The sequence below is a fragment of the Polynucleobacter sp. MWH-P3-07-1 genome (assembly GCF_018687555.1).
GTDB lineage: Bacteria > Pseudomonadota > Gammaproteobacteria > Burkholderiales > Burkholderiaceae > Polynucleobacter.
Window position 1 is genome coordinate 238970 of sequence record NZ_CP061296.1, and the last position, 18764, is coordinate 257733.

Consider the following 18764-nt stretch of genomic DNA (forward strand, 5'->3'; position numbering starts at 1 on the left):
TAGAGAATCCATTGAAAGAGCTTGTTCTTTACTGTAAAACTTATAGCCGAGATTTTCTCAGGGTAAAGCGCCTTCTTGCCTCTATTGATCAATTCAATGTTGAAAATATTCCCGTCTATATTTCTACATCTGAAGCTGAGCATGAGGAATTAGAGCGGCTATTAGGTGCCGCTACTCAATACCATTGGGTATCTGATGAATCGATTATTGCGGCCAATCCAAAAGTAACACTAGGTATTGAAAAAAGTCGATCGGGTAGTTTGGCTCAACAGGCTATTAAGGCTGAATTCTGGCGCCTGGGTACTTCAGAAAACTATGTTTGTCTGGACTCAGACTGTATTTTTATTAAAGAGTTTAGAAGGTCTGATTTCATTGCGGCAGATGGAAATCCTTTTACTGTCATTTACCAAAATAAAGAATTTTTTCAACTTGCTCAAAATCGAAGACAGAGCAAAGTTGTTGAAAATTTAGTCAGGGAAGGTAACATGGTCAAGGCGCTCTTTTCCCGCATTGGACCAAATTATTATTGCCCTTGCCCACCATTTATTTGGTCGGCTAAAGTATGGGCTTCTTTAGATCAGCAATACTTACAGCCAAGGGGTTTAAGTTTTTGGGATATCTCAACAAAAGATCATCCGGAGACCTTGCTCTATTTGGAAGCGGTATTGAATTACCAAGCAATTCCTTTATATCCAATTGAGCAGCTGTTCAGAATTTACTACTATGACTGGCAGTATTTCTTTCTGAAAAGAGCAGGAGAGCGGGAAAACAATCTGAAAACAAATTATTTGGGAGTGATTTATCAGTCAAACTGGGATTCTGACCTCGATTATGGGCCCCCAGCTAAGTCATTGCCGTCAAGGCTCCTCAGAAAAGCCAAGCGCTTAGCTCGATATCTGCAAAGCTATTTTTAATGACACCAGAAATACAAATTCTAGTAATTTCCTTGCGGCGTTCGCCGGATCGAAGAGAGAAGGTAAGGCAGGAGTTATCAAAAATTAACTTACCCTGGGAATTTTTAGATGCAGTTGATGGATCGCTGCTGTCGCAACCCCCCTTGGAATATAAGCCTTCTAAGGTTAAGCGATTACAGGGTTATTCCCTGACTGCCAATGAAATTGGCTGCTATCTTTCCCATAAAAAGGCTTGGCAACGTTGTGTCGATCAGAATTTACCCACTTTGGTTTTGGAAGATGACTTTACTTTGGCTGCTGACTTTGAGAATCATTTAAAGACTCTATTAGAGAACTCAGATCACTGGGATTTGTTAAGGCTACAGGGGCTCTATGAGGTTCCTTTTAACAAAGTCAGTCAAATTGGAAATATGACCATCGCCAAAAATCAGGGTGATGCTGTTGGTGCAACAGGATATTTAGTTAAGCCAGAAATTGCTCAAACGTTAATAGATGCCTCCCATGAAATTTATGAGCCAGTAGATCATTTCCTGGAACATCATCAAAAACACCACCTAGATTTTTTGGCTATTCGCCCGTATTTAATTGATATCACCAGAGCTAAATCTACGATTGATGATCGCTCTGAGAGAGAGCCGATAAAAGGGCTTACAAAAAGAATTCGCTCTGTCTACCGAGCTTTAGATAGGATATTCAGCAGGGATCCTTGGTTCCCAAGAGGCTAAAGATACAGATTTTATTATGCCCAAATCATTTCATATTCAGTATCGCCCGGACATCGATGGACTTCGTGCAATTGCCATTATTTCAGTGATCCTTTTTCATGGTTTCCCACAGTATTTTCAGGGTGGATTTATTGGAGTCGATGTTTTTTTTGTTATTTCAGGGTACTTAATTTCTACAATTATTTATGCTAACTTGGCAGCGAATCAATTTAGTTTTCAAGAGTTTTATGCTAGAAGGGTTCGTAGAATTTTCCCAGCTCTTTTGGCAGTATTGTTTAGTGTGTTTATTTTTGGATGGTTTTATCTAACTCCCAGAGAATACGAAACGCTGAATCAAGAGATTGCTGGGGGGGCTGCGTTTTTCTCGAATTTCATTTTCTGGCGACAAAGTGGCTATTTCGATATTGCTGCTGATAAGAAGCCGCTGCTCCATTTGTGGTCGTTAGCAGTTGAGGAGCAGTTCTATATATTCTGGCCATTGATTCTATGGGGTGCGAGCAAGTTAAGGGCGAATCTGCTTTACTTAACACTATTTCTTCTGCTTGCTTCTTTTGGCCTGAATATTTTTTATAGTAGTGTTGATCCGGTTGGAGATTTTTATGCTCCCTACACCCGGTTTTGGGAGTTGCTAATAGGCGCAACATTGGCTTATTTCAATTTAATTCTCCTACAAAAAATTAGTATCATTCAATCGGCAAAAGATACGTATTCAATTATCGGAATAGCTTGCATCGTCTGTTCTGCGATAATGTTCAATAAATCTCTGGTATTTCCTGGATGGTTTGCATTGGTGCCCGCATTAGGGGCTGCGCTCCTTATTTTTTCTGGTCCAGATGGCATTGTTAACCGAATGCTTCTCAAAAATAAGCTTGTAGTCTGGGTAGGGCTTATCAGTTATCCGCTGTATCTTTGGCATTGGCCAATATTTTCTCTGGCACGTATTTACTTTAATGCCCCTCTAAATTTTACTGAAACTCTTTTAGCGATCATGACTGCTACTTTTCTAGCATGGGCTACATATCAGTTCATTGAAACGCCAATTAGAAAAAGTCATAGAGGTAGTGCAAAAATCATTTTCTTGGTCTTGCTGATGGGGATAATAGGAGCTGCAGCTTATTTTGTTAAAGAAGATAGCGGATTTGCCTCACGATTTCCTGTTAAGCCATTACAAAGAGTTAGTCAATTAACTGGTTGCGACAACGTTGTGAAAGACGGAGTTCTGTATCCCTGTACATTTGGAAATATCCATTCTGAAAAAACCGTATTAATTTACGGGGATAGTCATGCAGGACATCTTACTAGCGCCCTAAATTACGCTTTGGGCGATCAAGTTAAATTCATTTTTTTGGGATATGGCGATTGTTTGATGTCTGATAAAGAGGGTGCCGATAAAGATAAGTTATGTCAGTTAATGTGGGATCAAGTGAGAAAATTGAGACATGAACAGCTATACGCTGTAATTCATGCGCAGCGTTGGGGTGATATGCAGCCAGATATATTGAAGATACGTATGAAAAAAGTATTTGAAGTTGCAGGCTTGTCGCCTAAAAAAATCGCTATCGTTGGATCAATTCCAAGCATTGATTTAGACTGCTCTATTGCAAACTACTATATCCCTGCTAGAAATAGAAAGTGCTCGGTTTATGAAGATCAGATTCAAGCAAATAAAAACTTTGTTCTTAATACAAAGGGCTTGCCAAAACCAAGCAATCTCATTTTTGTATACCCTTATGAAAAGCTTTGCCCTGAAGGAGTCTGTAAAGTGATTGAGGGGTCAACTTCAAATTACTGGGATGATGCTCACATGAGTCGGGACGGCGCTCTCATGGCAATCCCGGACCTCATTCAGTACTTGAAACAATAGCTTAGGAGTTCACGCCCTGATCAACACTGCTATCGTTTCTCCAGCAGCTGAGGGGGGTGATATTACTCAGTGCAACCGGGAATAGTGCATTCATCCGAAGTTGAAAGTCTCGATCTGAAAAGTGCACAAGTCGTTCAGATTTATCTGGGTAATATCCACCAATAGCTTGCCAAGCAGATTTATAAAAGCAGCTGCCTGAGTGGGTCATATTGATATCGTTATATTTACGATACTGTAGTGCTTTTTCGGCAGGTCTAAAGTCAATTTCAATTCGATCGAGGGGGCAGATTGCCTGAATTACCTTAGGCGTATTGGCTAATTGAGCACTAGAAAAGTGAAGGGAATGCCCCCCAAGCAAGGCGGCTTGAGGATATTTTCCTAAAAGTTGAATAGCAGTCTCAATAGAATCGTGCATTAGGTAGTCATCATCATTCAGAATCATGATGAGATCGCAAGATGAATATTCAATTCCCTTATTAAGGCTTGCGGCTTGACCAAGATTCTTTTCATTGCTGAGAAGAATTAATTCAGCATTGGTTTGGCTTTGGCGCTCCCGAATCAGCTCCTCTAGAATTTTTGCACTTGGATCAGGCGAGCAATCGACCACAAAAATAACTTGATTAGGAGTTAGGGTTTGCTGTTTGATGCTTTCAAACATTTCCTTGAGAAATGGTGCGTGCCCGTAGCAGGGGACAACGATGGCTATTTGTGGGTTGAGCGCGTTGAATAGATGGGGTTTGGGGGTACCTTTTTTACTCTTGATGAAAGCCCGAACTTTTCTTTGGGATATTTCTGGCTTAAGCCGAGCTTTGACAGCTTTTCGTAAGCGCCTATGGATTTGCTTGAGGGATTGATAAATCGAGTTCATTAACGAGATCTTATCTCAGTCGGTGAAGGTAGAATGTCTTCAGTGAGTGAACATGGGGCGGTAAAGGATGATTAATATAATCTATAGGCTATGCGAAGTCGAAATGGCTCCCCCATACAGGGATAAGCGTCTTCCATGGTTTTCTAAGCTTAATTGTCTCCAATCCTTCCTGGAATCGCTTGAGTATTCTAAGGAATACGTATCGAGCGTGACCTTTGTGCATGATGGCCCAGAGGGACTTCTAATTAAGGCGATTCCTGAGCAATTTCCAGTCATCAAGGTTAATGCATGTAGTAATGAAGGCAGTTTATTGGCAACCTATGCTGCCGCTAAATCCATCTCTGGCGATATTTACTATGTCGAGGATGATTACCTTCATTTGCCCCACTCTATTAAATTAATTGCCCTGGCATTACCTAGCTTAGGGTTGGTTACGGGGTATGATCATGAGGATCGCTATGTTCGTGATGATGATTTGAGCTTTGGTAAAGAAAAGATCTGCTTTGAGCTTGCTAGCCAACATCACTGGAGAACTGCTGAGTCAACCACTTGTACATTTGCTATCAGTGAGGCAATGCGTTCCAAGGTGCAGCCATTTGCCGATAAATTCAAGTTAGTTGATCGAGCTTTATTTAGAAAGCTTTACAAAAAAGGGATTCGATTATGGACCCCCATACCAGGTCTTGTTACTCATGTAGATACAGCTTTAGCACCTGGATTTGATTGGGCTGCCTTTAATGAGGAAATGGCCCGGCATCGAAATAAAAAAACTACTAATTAGTACTGGCTTGGAGAATCTCAAGTAAAAATAATTTAAGAGCCTCTAGCGATGGCGAATTCAGAATTAAGGCTTCAGATTGGAATTGGGCAAGCGCTTGCGAGTTGGTCAATATTTCTTTTAGACCTTCAAAGTCTGAGTTAAAAAAGGGTAGAAGATTGATGAATGCGCTGGGATTAAAGTCAGCCTTTACATTTTCATCGACCCAGGCAATGGGCAAGCATCCAGAGTGAAAAGCCTCAGGGACCTTCTCGGTGTAGTAGCCGGGATAAAGACCATTTTCTGGGCAAATATTGAAAGTGAATTGATTCAGAAGATCTTGCTTCAAGAAACCGCTTGAATGGTGATTCTTGATCGATTCATCAAAATGTGCCCCAACACCTTTCACTGAAACTATTTTATTCAGTGCCTTATAAATAGAGGCTCTAGGCTCACGTAAATGGGACGATAGGAGGATACCAGATCCACCCCTTTCTAAAAAATGATTACCTAACGGACTTTTAAGTTTTTCAAGGCGGAGTAGTCCCCCATAACGTGGATTTTGATTACCAGTCAGACCCTCATGCGACCAATCAATCATTTCCATCCAATAAGGAAAACGAAGGTGATTTTTAGAATTAACGCCTAAGTCAAAAGAAATTGAGAAATCAGCTTTTATGAAATCATGGCGCACGTTTTCTTGGGTATGAAAAAGAGTTGCTGCGGAGGATTGAATATTACCTGAGCCAATTGAGTCGTCTATGGCAGAAGCAATAGGTCTCAGAGGTTTTGGGCACCAAGAGTATTTCCTCTTGGTTTCTAGAAATGGACCCAAAATACGTAGGTCTGCTTTTGCTGGCTGCACCCACTCAATGCGATAGCCTAAATGCTGAATCACTAGAGGCAATAGACTCGTCCGGTAATCATGCGGCGTTCCCTGGGTAGAGATTCGAATATTTTTCATGAGAGCATTATCAATGCTGGTTAGTCGGGATACTGCACTAATTGCCAAGGCAATTTTCTGGTAAATGCACTTTTAAGTTTTTTCTTAGCAAGGTGATAGTAAAGTTCACCATGTGATTTTTCATAGAGAACATTTTCTACAAAATGGAGAAAAGAAGTATCAATTGAATGTATCTCCGAAGCATGCTCTACTAACTTAGTCCAGTCGTAAATATTTTGCGTTGCAGGGTAAATTTCAATAACTTTCAAATTCGAGGGATTATCAATCTTGAGTGGGTAAGTGTTATTGCCAGATTCTGTCCTGCAGACCAGCATATAGGCCTGATTGTCTGCATTGAGTTGTTTGAAGAGTTCCTCGGATCTCGGACCCGCTGGCACTGCAGACTTGGTCCAGCGATAGTCAAATGGAATGCCATATTCCTTGTAAAAAGATTCATCAAAACGTTTGATATCAATATTATGAATACCGATAGTTTGGTATGTGGCGTTAAGAAAATTCGCCAATTGTCTTGCCTCGCGACCGCTTGTAACAACGGTTGGAAAAATATTTTTTGAGCTTTCCAGCATCCAAGTAATGGAGTGGAAGTACTGTGGTAAGCAAGCAAGATAGTAGCGAATACCTGGATTATCCTCGGCGATTGCTCTCATCAAACCCAGGCAGATCAGATTATCTCCAAGTCCAAAGTGAGCTTCTATTAGGACAACATTTTTTTGTCGCCTTGAGAATAGATGCTTTAAGGCGCGCTTAAAGTTGGACTGATGAAAAGCGTTAAACATGTCTATTTAGATTCTTATTAAAAAGAGAGGCCAGAGTTATTTTAAAGAAGTAGGGAATAGTAACCTTGGTAAAGTAGGGTTTAGGCCTTTCCCATTTCTCAAAACTAATAAAGTCGTATTGACTTGAGAGCTCTTGTGCCTTCTTGGGGCTTAAAAATGCCACGTGATTCAGTAGGGTATTGCCGAAGCGCCACCATGGCCTATCACTATAAGTCACCTGATCTGCATAGTGATGAGAGATGTAGGTTCCAAGTGTTTCATATTCACTAAAACTATTGGGCTTCTCAAAATCAATTTGACTCAGAACAGCTTCGACCCATGGAAGGTGAAATTTCTCCTCCAGTGATGCGCACAGGTCATTTAGCCAAGCTACCTTCACCGGAAAGCATTGAGCAATAAAAGAGAAAGCTACTTTTTTATTGAGTCCAGTGAGTTTTTGAATTGTCTCAAAGTAAGGCAGATGATTCTCGGCACTCTTGTAGTACATTAATTTGCCATTAGAGTCGATGAAATTGAGTGTATGGATGGGGGCGGTATCGGCATCCCAGATTAAAACAATATCCTCAGGCGCATTGTCTTGAACGGCTAGCAATTTAATAAACTGCTGTAAATACCAGCCGAACTGACTCTTTTTATCCTCAGGCAGTAAATTTCTTAATTGCTGACTAAATAGTTTGGTGTATTTTGATTCGCCGTCTACCTGAAACTGAGAGGGGGATCTTTTAATAAACTCTGGGATTTCCTGATCAGGAACAATGACCCGATATCTCCTCGAAGCAATATTTTGAACAATAAAGCCAGAAGTCACTTCCCAGGCTTCAATATCTTTGAGGCAACAAACGGAGACTAGCTCACTAATTTTAGGGGGTTTTTCAGGCATAATTTGGATGATAAACCTTAATAAATTAGGCTACTAGCAATGATATTAGTGACTGGGGGCGCCGGTTTTATTGGCGGAAATTTTGTTTTAGACTGGTTGGCCAATCCCAGGGCTGAAGGCATTGTGAATCTGGATAAATTGACCTATGCAGGTAATTTAGCCACCGTAGATTCTCTAAAGCATGATTCACGACATCTTTTCATTCATGGGGATATTGGTGATAAAGAGTTGGTTGCTAATTTACTCAAAAAACATCAGCCTCGAGCGATTATCAATTTTGCTGCAGAAAGCCACGTCGACCGCTCAATTCATGGTCCAGCAGAGTTTATTGAAACCAATATCTTAGGAACATTTAATTTATTGGAGTGCGCCAGAGAATACTGGAGCAAGCTAGACAAAACTACTCAAGAACAATTTCGCTTCCATCATGTTTCAACAGATGAAGTCTATGGCTCGCTTTCACTGACAGATCCAGCGTTCACTGAAACCAATCCTTACGAACCCAATAGCCCTTACTCAGCTTCTAAAGCTGCTTCAGATCATTTGGTGCGAGCTTGGTTTCATACCTATGGCTTGCCAGTGATAACGACCAATTGCTCTAATAACTACGGCCCGTATCACTTTCCAGAGAAGTTGATTCCCCTAGTAATTCTCAACGCACTCGCAGGAAAGCCTTTACCGATTTATGGCGATGGTCAACAAATTCGTGACTGGTTGTATGTCGGAGATCATTGTTCAGCAATCCGCCAGGTTTTAGCGAAAGGTAAGTTAGGTGAGACCTATAACATCGGTGGCTGGAACGAAAAACCCAATATCGAAGTGGTGAAGGCGATCTGTCAAATTCTGGATGAGCTGAAGCCTCGCGCCGATGGCAAGTCATATGCTGAACAGATTACCTTTGTTAAAGACCGCCCAGGCCATGATCGTCGTTATGCCATTGATGCCAGTAAAGTGGAGCGAGAGCTAGGCTGGCGCCCGGCGGAAACCTTTGATACCGGTATTCGGAAAACAGTGCAATGGTATTTGAATAATCCAGTATGGGTTGAGGGAGTCGTGAGTGGCTCTTACCGTGACTGGTTGCAAAAACAATATCAATAATCGAATGAAAGTTCTCGTATTCGGAGCGGGCGGCCAGCTGGGTAAAGCTTTTCATGCCTTACTGAGCGCACGTAAAGACTTGGACGTGAAGTATGTTGGTCGCGCTGAATGCGATCTGACTGATCGATTGGCAATGACCCAGGTATTGGAGCAATCGCAAGCGCAGCTCATCATTAATGCGGCGGCTTACACAGCAGTGGATCAGGCTGAAGCTGATGCTGAGTCAGCATATGCTGTCAATGCCCTCGCTCCTGAATTGATGGCTCAGTATGCCGCTAAACATAAGGCGACCTTTCTGCATTACTCAACCGATTATGTATTTGATGGCAGTAAGTCAGGCTTTTATCTCGAAGATGATGTCTGCAATCCTCTGGGGGTCTACGGTAAGAGTAAGCGGGCTGGTGAAGTAGCGATTCAAAAAGTATTTGAGAGTAGTCCAGCAGGGCAGTACGCTATTTTGCGAACCAGCTGGGTATATGGTGATGGTGGTAATTTCATCCGTACTATTTTGCGCTTAGCTAAAGAGCGTGAAGAGCTCAAAGTGATCAATGATCAATATGGTGTACCCACTAGCGCCGCTTGGTTAGCCTGTATTAGCTTAGAGCTTGTTTTAGATGCGCATTCACAGATCAAGACCTTTCCGTCGGGTATTTACCATGCGGTTCCTGCAGGTGAAACAACTTGGTATGGTTTGGCAACTCAAGTCCTTCATAGCGCGATCGAGGCTGGCATGGTCCTGAAGCTGAAACCAGAGGCGGTCATACCGATTCCCGCGATTGAGTACCCACTGCCTGCTCCAAGACCTCAAAATTCGAGGATGGCAACGAACAAACTACGTTCGATCTTGACACACCAAAATACTGATATTGCAAACTCTTATAATGATATGACTACGGGAAACCCTTTTCCGGATTGGAAAAAAATGGTTCAAAAATATGTCAAAAGTTTGTGTGCAAAGTAGTCCAATCGATTTTTAAGGATAGGTAATGAGCTTAAAGCGTAAAGGCATCATTTTGGCTGGAGGTTCGGGTACGCGTTTGTATCCAGTGACTCAAGCAGTATCTAAACAGCTCATGCCGGTTTACGACAAGCCCATGGTTTATTACCCACTCAGCACCCTGATGCTGGCTGGCATTCGAGATATCTTATTGATTTCCACGCCGCACGATACACCCCGCTTTTCTGAGTTATTAGGCGATGGGTCTCAGTGGGGCTTAAACATTGAGTATTGTGTTCAACCCTCACCAGACGGATTGGCGCAAGCCTTTACTTTAGGCAAGCATTTCATTAATGGACATCCCAGCGCTTTAGTGTTGGGCGATAATATTTTCTATGGCCATGAATTAGTGGATCAGTTAGATAGTGCCAATGAGCGCACCAGTGGCGCAACCGTGTTTGCTTATCACGTCAATGACCCTGAGCGTTATGGTGTAGTGGAGTTTGATCAGGCCTACAAAGCCCTCTCGATTGAAGAAAAGCCACTGAAGCCCAGAAGTAATTACGCTGTTACCGGCCTCTATTTTTACGACAATCAAGTCTGCGATATTGCTGCATCTATTAAGCCTAGCGCCCGCGGTGAATTAGAAATCACCGATGTCAATCGCGTCTATTTAGAGAAGCAAGAGTTGAGTGTCGAAATTATGGGGCGTGGGTTTGCTTGGCTCGACACTGGTACGCATGATTCTTTGTTAGATGCAGCAGGATTTATTGCCACCTTACAAAAACGTCAAGGACTCATGGTAGCTTGTCCCGAAGAGATTGCTTATCGTCAGGGCTGGGTTAGTGCAGAAGCTGTTGCAAAGGTGGCGGCGCAACTCAGTAAAAATAGTTATGGTCAATATCTGAGTAAGATTTTGAATGAACTGAATACTGCATCTCAGCCCATCGGCCTATCTGCTAAGAAAGTGCGCTAATGACTGGCAGTGGAAAAATTCAGATTACATCAACTGCGATTCATGATGTTCTTGTGCTAGAGCCTAAAGTGTTCGGCGATGAACGCGGTTGGTTTACTGAGTCCTTTAATGCAGAGGACTTTGCCCAAGCCACTGGCCTTAATCTCGATTTTGTTCAAGATAACCATTCATTCTCTCGGCAGTGGACTTTGCGCGGTCTGCACTATCAACTCGAGAAGACTCAGGGTAAATTGGTCAGAGTGCTTGCAGGTAGCGTATTTGACGTGGCGGTGGATCTTCGTAAAGATTCACCTACCTATGGCAAGTGGGTCGGGCTTGAGCTGAGCGCTGAGAACCATAAGCAACTGTGGATTCCTGCTGGCTTAGCCCATGGCTTTTTGGTGCTCTCTGAAACTGCCGAGTTTTTGTATAAAACGACAGATTATTACCACCCACAAAGCGAAGCCTGCTTGGCTTGGAATGATCCTCAGATTGCCATTGAGTGGCCTCTTCCACAGGGTGTTTCACCCAATATGAATGCCAAGGATAGCGCTGGTTTGGCTTGGGAAGCAGCTCCCAAGTTTTAAGCAGAGCCAAAACCATTAGATAATGCTCTGATGGGCAATCCAAAAATCTTACTCGTGAAGTTATCTTCGCTTGGGGACGTACTCCACAACCTACCGATCGCTTGGGATTTGCGCGCCCGCTTTCCGGATGCACAGATTGATTGGGTAGTTGAGGAAGGGTATGTCAACCTACTTAAACCGCTTCTTTCAAATCAGCACTTTCGAGGTATTGACCGCATTATTCCCTTTGGCTTGCGGGGCTGGAAAAAATCGCTCTTTTCACTGAAAACTTGGCAAGCCTTCTCTGTCTTTAAAAAAGACTTACAAGCACAGACCTACGATATCGTGATTGAGACTCAGGGTTTGCTCAAGTCAGCCCTGGTGTGTGCTCTAGCGAATAAAAGCCCCAATGCAATCATTGCTGGCTTAGCAAACGCAACCGAGTTCTCTGGGTATGAGCCCCTTGCAAGAACTTTCTATAACCAGTCAGTTCAGGTGCCAACCCAATGCCATGCGGTGGATCGCTCGCGTTGGGTAATGTGCTCTGCAATGGATATACCTTTAGTAGTCCGCGAGATTAGCCCTCAGTTTTATCCCCCCGGCTTTGTTGAGCAAATTCCGAATAGCTCAATCTTTGGTTTGCATCGACCATACATCTTGTGTTTTCATTCGACAGCTAGGGCAGCAAAACGCTGGCCTCAAGAAAATTGGGTTGCGCTAGGAAAATCGTTGGCTGCAGAGGGCTATCAGATAGTTTTTCCTTGGGGCAATGCAGAAGAGCGAAGTATTAGTGAGGCCCTGGCGATGCAAGTGAGTCACTCTCTTGTGCCCCCAGCATTCTCAATTGATGAGGCATTTGCATTGATTAAAGGCGCAAGCCTGACGATTGGCGTTGATACAGGCTTAACCCATCTTGCAGCAGTTTTAGACAGACCTACTGTTGAAATCTACTGCGACTCCCCTCGTTGGAAGACTGAGGGCTACTGGTCAAAACAGATCCGGAATGTGGGTGACATTCAATCACCCCCAAGTAGTCAAGAGGTGTTGGCTGCTAGTCTTGAGCTGCTGAAGGGCTAGTGTATTAACGCAGGAGTGTATTAATTGCCATCAGATCTTCATCTGATAGTGTTCCCGCAGTCGACTTCAGTTTGATGGCATTTAAGATTGTGGAATAGCGCGCTTGGGTTAGTTGCGCACGAGTAGTGATTAAGGAATCAAGCGCTACCAAAACATCCAAGTTAATTAAGGTGCCTACTTCAAATCCGAGTTGACTTGATTGCAGAGCAGAAGTGCCTGACTTTTCTGCAGCTTCATAGGCTTTTACGCTGGCTAATCCGCCATAAAATCCGGTAAATGCCTGTCGTACATTCTGAGCAGCAGTGCGGCGCAGATTGTCATAGTCTGATTTCGCCTTATCTAATAAAGCAGCATCTTGGCGGATGACCGAGCTGTTATAGCCGCCCGAATAGATCGGAATATTTAAAGTGAGCCCTACGGTATTGTTATAGATATTGGTTTGGGATGGCTGTGTACTATAGGTTGAACCATTATTGGTGTTATAGCCTGCAGTCGCACCTAGATTTAAGGTGGGGTAGTTCGCTGCAAGTGCACCACGATAGGTTGCTTCTGCAACATTCACATTGAGCTTACCAGCGAGCACGTTGAAGTTGGCGTTTTCAGCTTGGTGAATCCAGTCATCTAGGGTTTGACCAGCAGGTAATTTTGGATTGACGCTATCGGCGACAGCGGGGCTCGGTACAGGATTTTTTAGAGTAGTACGAGGATCTTTGGCCACTCCCTCAAGCTGAGCATTTTTAGCTAGGGGCTTAACGGCGGGGACAGGGTGGCCAACCAGTTGCTCTAAGATGCCACGCTTCACGATTAAATCTGCTTGAGCAATTATCTCTTGAGAATTGGCTAAGTCGTAATTGGCTTGCGCAGTATTGACGTCCACAATCGTGGCCAGACCTGCATCAAATTTAGCCTGAGCTTGATCAAGCTGTCGCTTAATGAGACTCATTTTTTCTTGATAGAGCACAACGTTATCTTGACTGGTCAAGACATCAAAATAGGCTTGAGAAACCCGAATAATAAGATCTTGTTGGGCTTGATAAAATTGAAGGTCAGCAATTTTGGTTGTGAGGTCACCAATCTTATATAGCTCTAAAGAGGCCACATTGATCAAAGGCTGAGTCAAGCTAACGGTGTAATTCTTTTGTCCAAAGACGCGCGCATTTCCGGGATAAGTTGTCAGTGAGGAATTATTTGCAGCATGTTGGTAATAACGCGTCCAGCCCGGAGCAGCATTGACTTGGGGTAGCAAGAGTGATAAACCTTGCCAATATTGTTCTTGGTTTGCAACATACTGAAAGCGAGCACTCGTCATGACGGGGTCGCTGAATGCAGCCTCCTGGTACAGGGTGATCAAGTCCATTGCTTGCCCTGTGACATTGGCATCTTTTGCCCCGGCAATATTCGACAACACCGGCGCCTGTGGAATGGCTGGCTTGGCAATCACCATATTGGGTGGCAAATCGAGTCCAGTAAGACTCTGAGTGCTCACTGGCATCGGTAAGGCGTTCTTGGGAGCAGTCAGACTTGGGGCAGCCTGAGTCACTGTGACTGAGGTTTGTCCCAAGGCGTGCAAAGACCCAAGGGTAGACCCAGTAAACAAAGCAATATGAGCAAATCGGATTAGTAGCTTACGCAATCCGATGTGATCGAAGGTAAAACCAGTCATCTTTTTCCAAAGCGTAAATATGGGCTGAAGTTTAAGCCTAAACACGGTAAAGCAAGTATTTTCCCTCAATCTACTAGCTAAAAAGAGATGCCCTAGGGTAATGGCTTAATATCTCGACTATGGATCTCATTTTACTGACTAAAGCACTCATTTTGGGGGTGGTTGAAGGCCTGACCGAGTTTTTACCGATCTCCAGTACGGGTCACCTGATTTTGGTTGGAGACCTCCTCAACTTCAATGATGAGCGTGGCAAAGCATTTGAGGTGATTATTCAGTTTGGCGCCATCCTCGCGGTATGCTGGGAGTTCAGGGCCAAGCTCTGGAGAGTGGCTTCCACGCTTGGCAGCAGTTCGCTCTCACGTCGTTTTGTACTCAACCTCCTGATCGCTTCTTTTCCGGCGATGAGCTTAGGCCTGGTTTTTGGAAAACAAATTAAATCTGTCTTGTTTGCCCCTATTCCAGTCGCAACAGCATTTATTGTTGGTGCACTCGTTATTTTCTGGGCTGAACGCTTGCAGGCCAAAAGACCGATCCAAACCATTGTGTCCCCCTTGCATTCGGTTGATGAGCTCTCTCATTTAGAAGCCCTGAAGGTCGGTCTTGCTCAATGTGCCGCTTTGATACCGGGCACCTCCCGCTCAGGGGCCACGATTATTGGGGGTATGCTGTTCGGATTGCCGCGCGCAGTAGCTACTGAGTTCTCTTTCTTCTTGGCCATTCCTGTTATTGGCGGAGCTACGGCTTATGAACTTCTCAAATTGTGGAAGTCCCCAGTCTCTTTAAGCGTCGACGGTAGCAGCACGGGAGACTTTACATTAGCGATCATAGTGGGTTTTGTGGCTGCCTTTATTTCAGCATTTGCCTGCGTCCGCTGGTTAATTCATTATGTTGCTGGACATAACTTCATTCCTTTTGCGTGGTATCGCATTGTGTTTGGTTTGCTTGTTCTGATTAGCGCCTACACCGGCCTTGTAGCCTGGTCACATTAAAAGATGGGATATAAGTATGGATAACTCGATTGATGTCATCACGAATAATATTCAGCTGGCGCTAGCGCCCGTTTTTCTACTCACGGCAGTTGCTACTTTATTCAATGCGATTTCCACTCGCTTGGCAAGAACAGTCGATCGGATGCGAGCCATTCACAAAGAGTTGCGAGATGACAATATTTCTGAAGATGGCCTGTATCAACTCATGCTCAAAGAGGCTGATGAATCCAAGTTTCGCGGCCGTCTTTGCACCATCGCAATATTTTTTGACGTCTTAAGTGGCGTACTCATTTCTTTAACGGTTTTAGAGCTCTTCTTCTTTCAGGCTGGGGCCCTCAATACACCAAAAACGGGCTATGTGATGTGGAGCTTTGTATTCGGAATGGCCTCATTTATGACCTCGATGGTAATCATGCTGGGCGAGGTGGTCTACGGCTATCTATCTGCTGGCTGGGAAAACCGCGTCCTCACTAAATAAAATTATTTCAAGATCCATCTATGAACAAAATCCTCATCACTGGCGGCGCCGGCTTCTTGGGCTCTCACTTAACCGAGAAACTCCTTAAAGAAGGTAATGAAGTTTTAGTAGTCGATAACTTCTTTACGGGTACTAAGCAAAACTTAGCCCATTTGTTATCCGATCCTAAGTTGGAAGTGATGCGCCATGATGTGACCTTTCCGCTGTATGTAGAAACCAATCAGATCTACAACTTAGCTTGTCCAGCTTCACCTGTGCACTATCAATATGATCCAGTACAAACGACTAAGACCAGTGTGCATGGCGCAATCAATATGCTGGGCCTGGCTAAAAGAACCCGTGCCAGAATTTTGCAAGCTTCAACTAGCGAAGTCTATGGTGATCCAGAAGTACATCCTCAGCCAGAAGAGTATTGGGGTAGGGTCAATCCGATTGGTATTCGCTCATGCTATGACGAGGGTAAACGCTGTGCTGAGACCCTCTTTTTTGATTACTACCGCCAGCATCAGTTGGACATCAAAGTGGTACGTATCTTTAATACCTATGGCCCACGGATGCATCCCAATGATGGCCGTGTGGTTAGCAACTTTATCGTGCAAGCCTTGCAAGGCAAAGACATTACGATTTATGGCGATGGTCAGCAAACCCGTAGCTTTTGCTATGTCGATGATTTGATTGATGCCATGATCAAGATGATGAACTCAGAAGCGGGCTTTCCTGGCCCGGTCAATATTGGTAATCCTGGCGAATTCACCATGCTTCAATTGGCTGAAACCGTCCTCAAGCTCTCCGGCAGCAAATCTAAGATCGTTCACGAACCCTTGCCTTCTGATGATCCTAAGCAACGCCAACCCAATATTGAATTAGCCAAATCCAAACTAGGCTGGCAGCCCAAGGTCAATCTAGAAGACGGTCTTAAAGAGACCATTGCGTACTTTAAGAAGGTCTTAGCTTAATTTGAGTTCGCAGCCAGAAGGTAAGTTGGATCGTGTTGAGCGGATTCGCTCTTTTGTACTTCGCACCGGAAGAACTACGACAGCCCAGCAACGTGCGATCGACGAGCTCGGTCCTAAATACCGCATCCCTTATCAAGACCAGACCCTTGATCTGATTAAAGTCTTTGATGGATCCACCAATCCCAAAATTCTGGAAATTGGTTTTGGTATGGGCGAGACTACCGCTGCAATCGCTCAACTTCGTAGTCAGGATGATTTTCTGGCTATCGAGGTCCATCCTCCAGGGATTGGCGCCTTACTCAAGCAGATTGGTGAAATGGGTCTCACTAATTTACGATTAATTCAGCATGATGCGGTTGAGGTGCTAGAAAAAATGATCTTGCCTGAGAGTTTGGATGGCATTCATATTTACTTTGCAGATCCTTGGCATAAGAAGCGTCACCATAAGCGTCGCTTGATCCAGGAAGCGTTCGTCAAATTGTTGGTATCTCGTTTAAAGTCGGGTGGCTATCTGCATTTAGCAACCGACTGGCATAACTATGCTGAGCAAATGTTTTTGGTGCTCAATGCCGAACCATCATTGCTGAATACTTCCCAAGAAAAAGTTTCAGTGAAAACCTTCGCGCTTGAAGATGTTGCCAAAGAGGCGGAAGTGGGAAATGAATTCAAACCCAGCTTAGCGCAATTACAGGATCAGCATTTAGCCTATGTTGACCGACCCAGTTATCGGCCGATTACCAAGTTCGAGAATCGGGGCTTAAAGCTGGGGCACGGCGTATGGGACTTGGTTTATAAAAAAAGATAAACCGTTTTTATAGCCCAATACAAAGATATTTCAGTTCCAGGTATTCATCCATCCCGAAGATACTGCCTTCGCGACCTAAGCCAGATTGCTTGACTCCGCCAAAAGGGGCTACTTCATTAGAGATGATGCCGCTATTCACACCAACGATACCGTATTCCAAAGCTTCAGCGACTTTCCAGATCCGTCCGATATCTCGACTGTAGAAATACGACGCCAAACCATACTGGCTTTGGTTTGCAAGTCTTATGACTTCATCATCATTTTCAAAAGTGATGATCGGAGCCACTGGGCCAAAGGTTTCCTCTGTAGTAATCAGCATATCGCCGCTCACATTATCCAAAATGGTGGGTTCGTAATAGGTTCCACCCAAAGAAGAAGGCTTGCCACCTGCCACTAATTTGGCTCCTTTGCTCAGAGCATCGGCAACATGACGTTCTACCTTGGCAAGGGCTGCTTGATCAATCAAAGGACCCTGAAGCACGCCTTCGTCAAGACCATTACCCACCTTGATTGCTTGAATCGCTTTAGCAAACCGTTCTACAAAAAGATCATGAACCTTTTTGTGAACATAAATTCGGTTGGCGCAGACACAGGTTTGGCCAGAGTTGCGGTACTTTGAAGCAATCGCGCCACTGACGGCAGCATCAATATCCGCATCTTCAAACACAATGAAGGGCGCATGGCCACCCAGTTCTAAGGCTAATTTTTTTAATGTTGGGGCGGATTGCGCCATGAGAATACGACCCACTTCAGTGGAGCCTGTGAACGAGAGGTGCCGCACAATAGACGAAGCGCATAAAGTCTTGCCAATTGCGATGGACTGCTCTGCATCAGCCGTAATCACGTTAATGACCCCATGCGGAATTCCGGCGCGGCCGGCAAGTTCAGCTAGCGCTAGGGCAGACAAGGGCGTTTGCTCAGCAGGCTTAATCACAATACTGCAACCAGCAGCCATGGCGGGTGCAATTTTGCGGGTGATCATGGCGATCGGGAAATTCCAAGGGGTTATGGCTGCACAAACTCCAATCGGCTGCTTGAGCACCATGAGGCGCTTGTCGCCCCAAGTGCTTGAGGGGATGGCTCCTGCAACCCGTTTGGCTTCTTCAGCAAACCATTCGACAAATGAGGCCCCGTAGGCCACTTCGCCGCGGGACTCTAGCAAAGGCTTGCCCTGCTCCAAGGTCATGAGTAAGGCTAGATCTTCAGTATTCGCAATGATCAGATCAAACCACTTGCGCATCACATTGGCACGCTCTTTACCGGTCTTGCTCCGCCATGGGGGGAGGGCAGCGTTCGCTGCTGCAATTGCTAACTCAGCATCCGCAGAACCAAGATTGGCGACATGTGCAATCAGTTCGGATGTTGCAGGGTTGTTGACTGAAAAAGTTTGCTTTGCTAAAGACTTGACCCATTGACCATTGATAAAGGCGTCCTCTCGAACGAGGCTAGGATCCTTTAAGAGTTTCCGAATATCTTGGGCTGACATGGCCGA

General features: G+C 44.4%; 19 protein-coding genes. 13 read left to right on the forward strand and 6 right to left on the reverse strand.

The genetic code is table 11. From position 1 onward, the window contains the following. The first annotated feature begins 11 nt into the window (after positions 1–11). Genes ICU98_RS01285 through ICU98_RS01295 form a run of 3 tightly spaced genes read left to right on the forward strand, consistent with a single transcriptional unit; the run spans position 12 to position 3503 of the window. Entirely contained in the window at positions 12–914 is a 903-nt protein-coding gene (locus ICU98_RS01285; RefSeq protein WP_215352344.1) for a DUF6492 family protein, read from the forward strand. Continuing rightward, positions 914–1639: a glycosyltransferase family 25 protein gene (locus ICU98_RS01290; protein ID WP_215352345.1), complete on the forward strand. Its 726-nt coding sequence runs from the start codon at positions 914–916 to the stop codon at positions 1637–1639. The genes ICU98_RS01285 and ICU98_RS01290 overlap by 1 nt, the downstream gene beginning before the upstream one ends. A gap of 16 nt (positions 1640–1655) precedes the next feature. Continuing rightward, positions 1656–3503 carry an acyltransferase family protein gene (locus ICU98_RS01295; RefSeq protein WP_215352346.1) on the forward strand — a complete coding sequence of 616 codons (1848 nt, stop codon included), beginning with the start codon at positions 1656–1658 and terminating at the stop codon, positions 3501–3503. 1 nt (position 3504) lies between these two features. Here the strand turns inward: ICU98_RS01295 and ICU98_RS01300 are convergent, their stop codons facing one another. Continuing rightward, positions 3505–4161: a glycosyltransferase family A protein gene (locus tag ICU98_RS01300; protein ID WP_251365360.1), complete on the reverse strand. Its 657-nt coding sequence runs from the start codon at positions 4159–4161 to the stop codon at positions 3505–3507. 418 nt (positions 4162–4579) lie between these two features. Between ICU98_RS01300 and ICU98_RS01305 the strand changes: the two genes are divergently transcribed. After that, on the forward strand, positions 4580–5152 hold the full coding sequence (locus ICU98_RS01305; RefSeq protein ID WP_215334871.1) for a hypothetical protein: 573 nt from the start codon (positions 4580–4582) through the stop codon (positions 5150–5152). Here the strand turns inward: ICU98_RS01305 and ICU98_RS01310 are convergent. The 3 genes from ICU98_RS01310 to ICU98_RS01320 are packed head-to-tail and all read right to left on the reverse strand — an operon-like array spanning position 5145 to position 7748. Further along, positions 5145–6092 (reverse strand): glycosyltransferase family 10 domain-containing protein, encoded by a 948-nt coding sequence (locus ICU98_RS01310; protein ID WP_215352348.1) that lies wholly within the window; start codon positions 6090–6092, stop codon positions 5145–5147. The two genes, ICU98_RS01305 and ICU98_RS01310, sit on opposite strands and share 8 nt — an antisense overlap. A 20-nt stretch (positions 6093–6112) precedes the next feature. Then, positions 6113–6868, reverse strand: a complete 756-nt coding sequence (locus tag ICU98_RS01315; protein WP_215352349.1) for a hypothetical protein — start codon at positions 6866–6868, stop codon at positions 6113–6115. Next, the gene (locus ICU98_RS01320) at positions 6861–7748 is read right to left on the reverse strand and encodes a DUF6492 family protein (protein WP_215352350.1); all 888 of its coding nucleotides are present in this window, start codon (positions 7746–7748) and stop codon (positions 6861–6863) included. The genes ICU98_RS01315 and ICU98_RS01320 overlap by 8 nt, the downstream gene beginning before the upstream one ends. Before the next feature lie 39 nt (positions 7749–7787). Between ICU98_RS01320 and rfbB the strand changes: the two genes are divergently transcribed. Genes rfbB through waaC form a run of 5 tightly spaced genes read left to right on the forward strand, consistent with a single transcriptional unit; the run spans position 7788 to position 12381 of the window. Continuing rightward, positions 7788–8846, forward strand: a complete 1059-nt coding sequence (rfbB, locus tag ICU98_RS01325) for a dTDP-glucose 4,6-dehydratase (RefSeq protein WP_215352351.1) — start codon at positions 7788–7790, stop codon at positions 8844–8846. A 4-nt stretch (positions 8847–8850) separates the two neighbouring features. Then, a complete protein-coding gene (gene rfbD, locus ICU98_RS01330) occupies positions 8851–9807 on the forward strand; it encodes a dTDP-4-dehydrorhamnose reductase (protein WP_215352352.1) in 957 nt (318 codons plus the stop codon). 25 nt (positions 9808–9832) lie between these two features. Further along, on the forward strand, positions 9833–10759 hold the full coding sequence (gene rfbA / locus ICU98_RS01335) for a glucose-1-phosphate thymidylyltransferase RfbA (RefSeq protein WP_215352353.1): 927 nt from the start codon (positions 9833–9835) through the stop codon (positions 10757–10759). After that, positions 10759–11325 (forward strand): dTDP-4-dehydrorhamnose 3,5-epimerase, encoded by a 567-nt coding sequence (gene rfbC, locus ICU98_RS01340; RefSeq protein WP_215352354.1) that lies wholly within the window; start codon positions 10759–10761, stop codon positions 11323–11325. The genes rfbA and rfbC overlap by 1 nt, the downstream gene beginning before the upstream one ends. A 30-nt stretch (positions 11326–11355) precedes the next feature. Further along, the gene (gene waaC / locus ICU98_RS01345) at positions 11356–12381 is read left to right on the forward strand and encodes a lipopolysaccharide heptosyltransferase I (RefSeq protein ID WP_215352355.1); all 1026 of its coding nucleotides are present in this window, start codon (positions 11356–11358) and stop codon (positions 12379–12381) included. Positions 12382–12385: 4 nt separating this feature from the next. Here the strand turns inward: waaC and ICU98_RS01350 are convergent, their stop codons facing one another. Then, a complete protein-coding gene (locus ICU98_RS01350) occupies positions 12386–14044 on the reverse strand; it encodes a TolC family protein (protein WP_215352356.1) in 1659 nt (552 codons plus the stop codon). 119 nt (positions 14045–14163) lie between these two features. Here ICU98_RS01350 and ICU98_RS01355 point away from each other — a divergent pair, with 119 nt between their 5' ends. From ICU98_RS01355 to trmB, 4 genes are read left to right on the forward strand one after another with little or no spacing between them, the layout of a single operon-like run. Beyond that, complete coding sequence (locus ICU98_RS01355) at positions 14164–15033, forward strand: undecaprenyl-diphosphate phosphatase (RefSeq protein ID WP_215352357.1); 870 nt, start codon at positions 14164–14166, stop codon at positions 15031–15033. A gap of 16 nt (positions 15034–15049) precedes the next feature. Continuing rightward, entirely contained in the window at positions 15050–15511 is a 462-nt protein-coding gene (locus ICU98_RS01360; protein ID WP_215352358.1) for a DUF2721 domain-containing protein, read from the forward strand. 20 nt (positions 15512–15531) lie between these two features. Further along, complete coding sequence (locus tag ICU98_RS01365) at positions 15532–16467, forward strand: UDP-glucuronic acid decarboxylase family protein (protein ID WP_215352359.1); 936 nt, start codon at positions 15532–15534, stop codon at positions 16465–16467. Position 16468: 1 nt separating this feature from the next. Next, a complete protein-coding gene (trmB, locus tag ICU98_RS01370; RefSeq protein ID WP_215352360.1) occupies positions 16469–17272 on the forward strand; it encodes a tRNA (guanosine(46)-N7)-methyltransferase TrmB in 804 nt (267 codons plus the stop codon). A gap of 7 nt (positions 17273–17279) precedes the next feature. On the opposite strand, the gene ICU98_RS01375 is transcribed toward trmB, so the two are convergent. Then, a complete protein-coding gene (locus ICU98_RS01375) occupies positions 17280–18758 on the reverse strand; it encodes an NAD-dependent succinate-semialdehyde dehydrogenase (protein ID WP_215352361.1) in 1479 nt (492 codons plus the stop codon). Positions 18759–18764 lie beyond the last annotated feature (6 nt).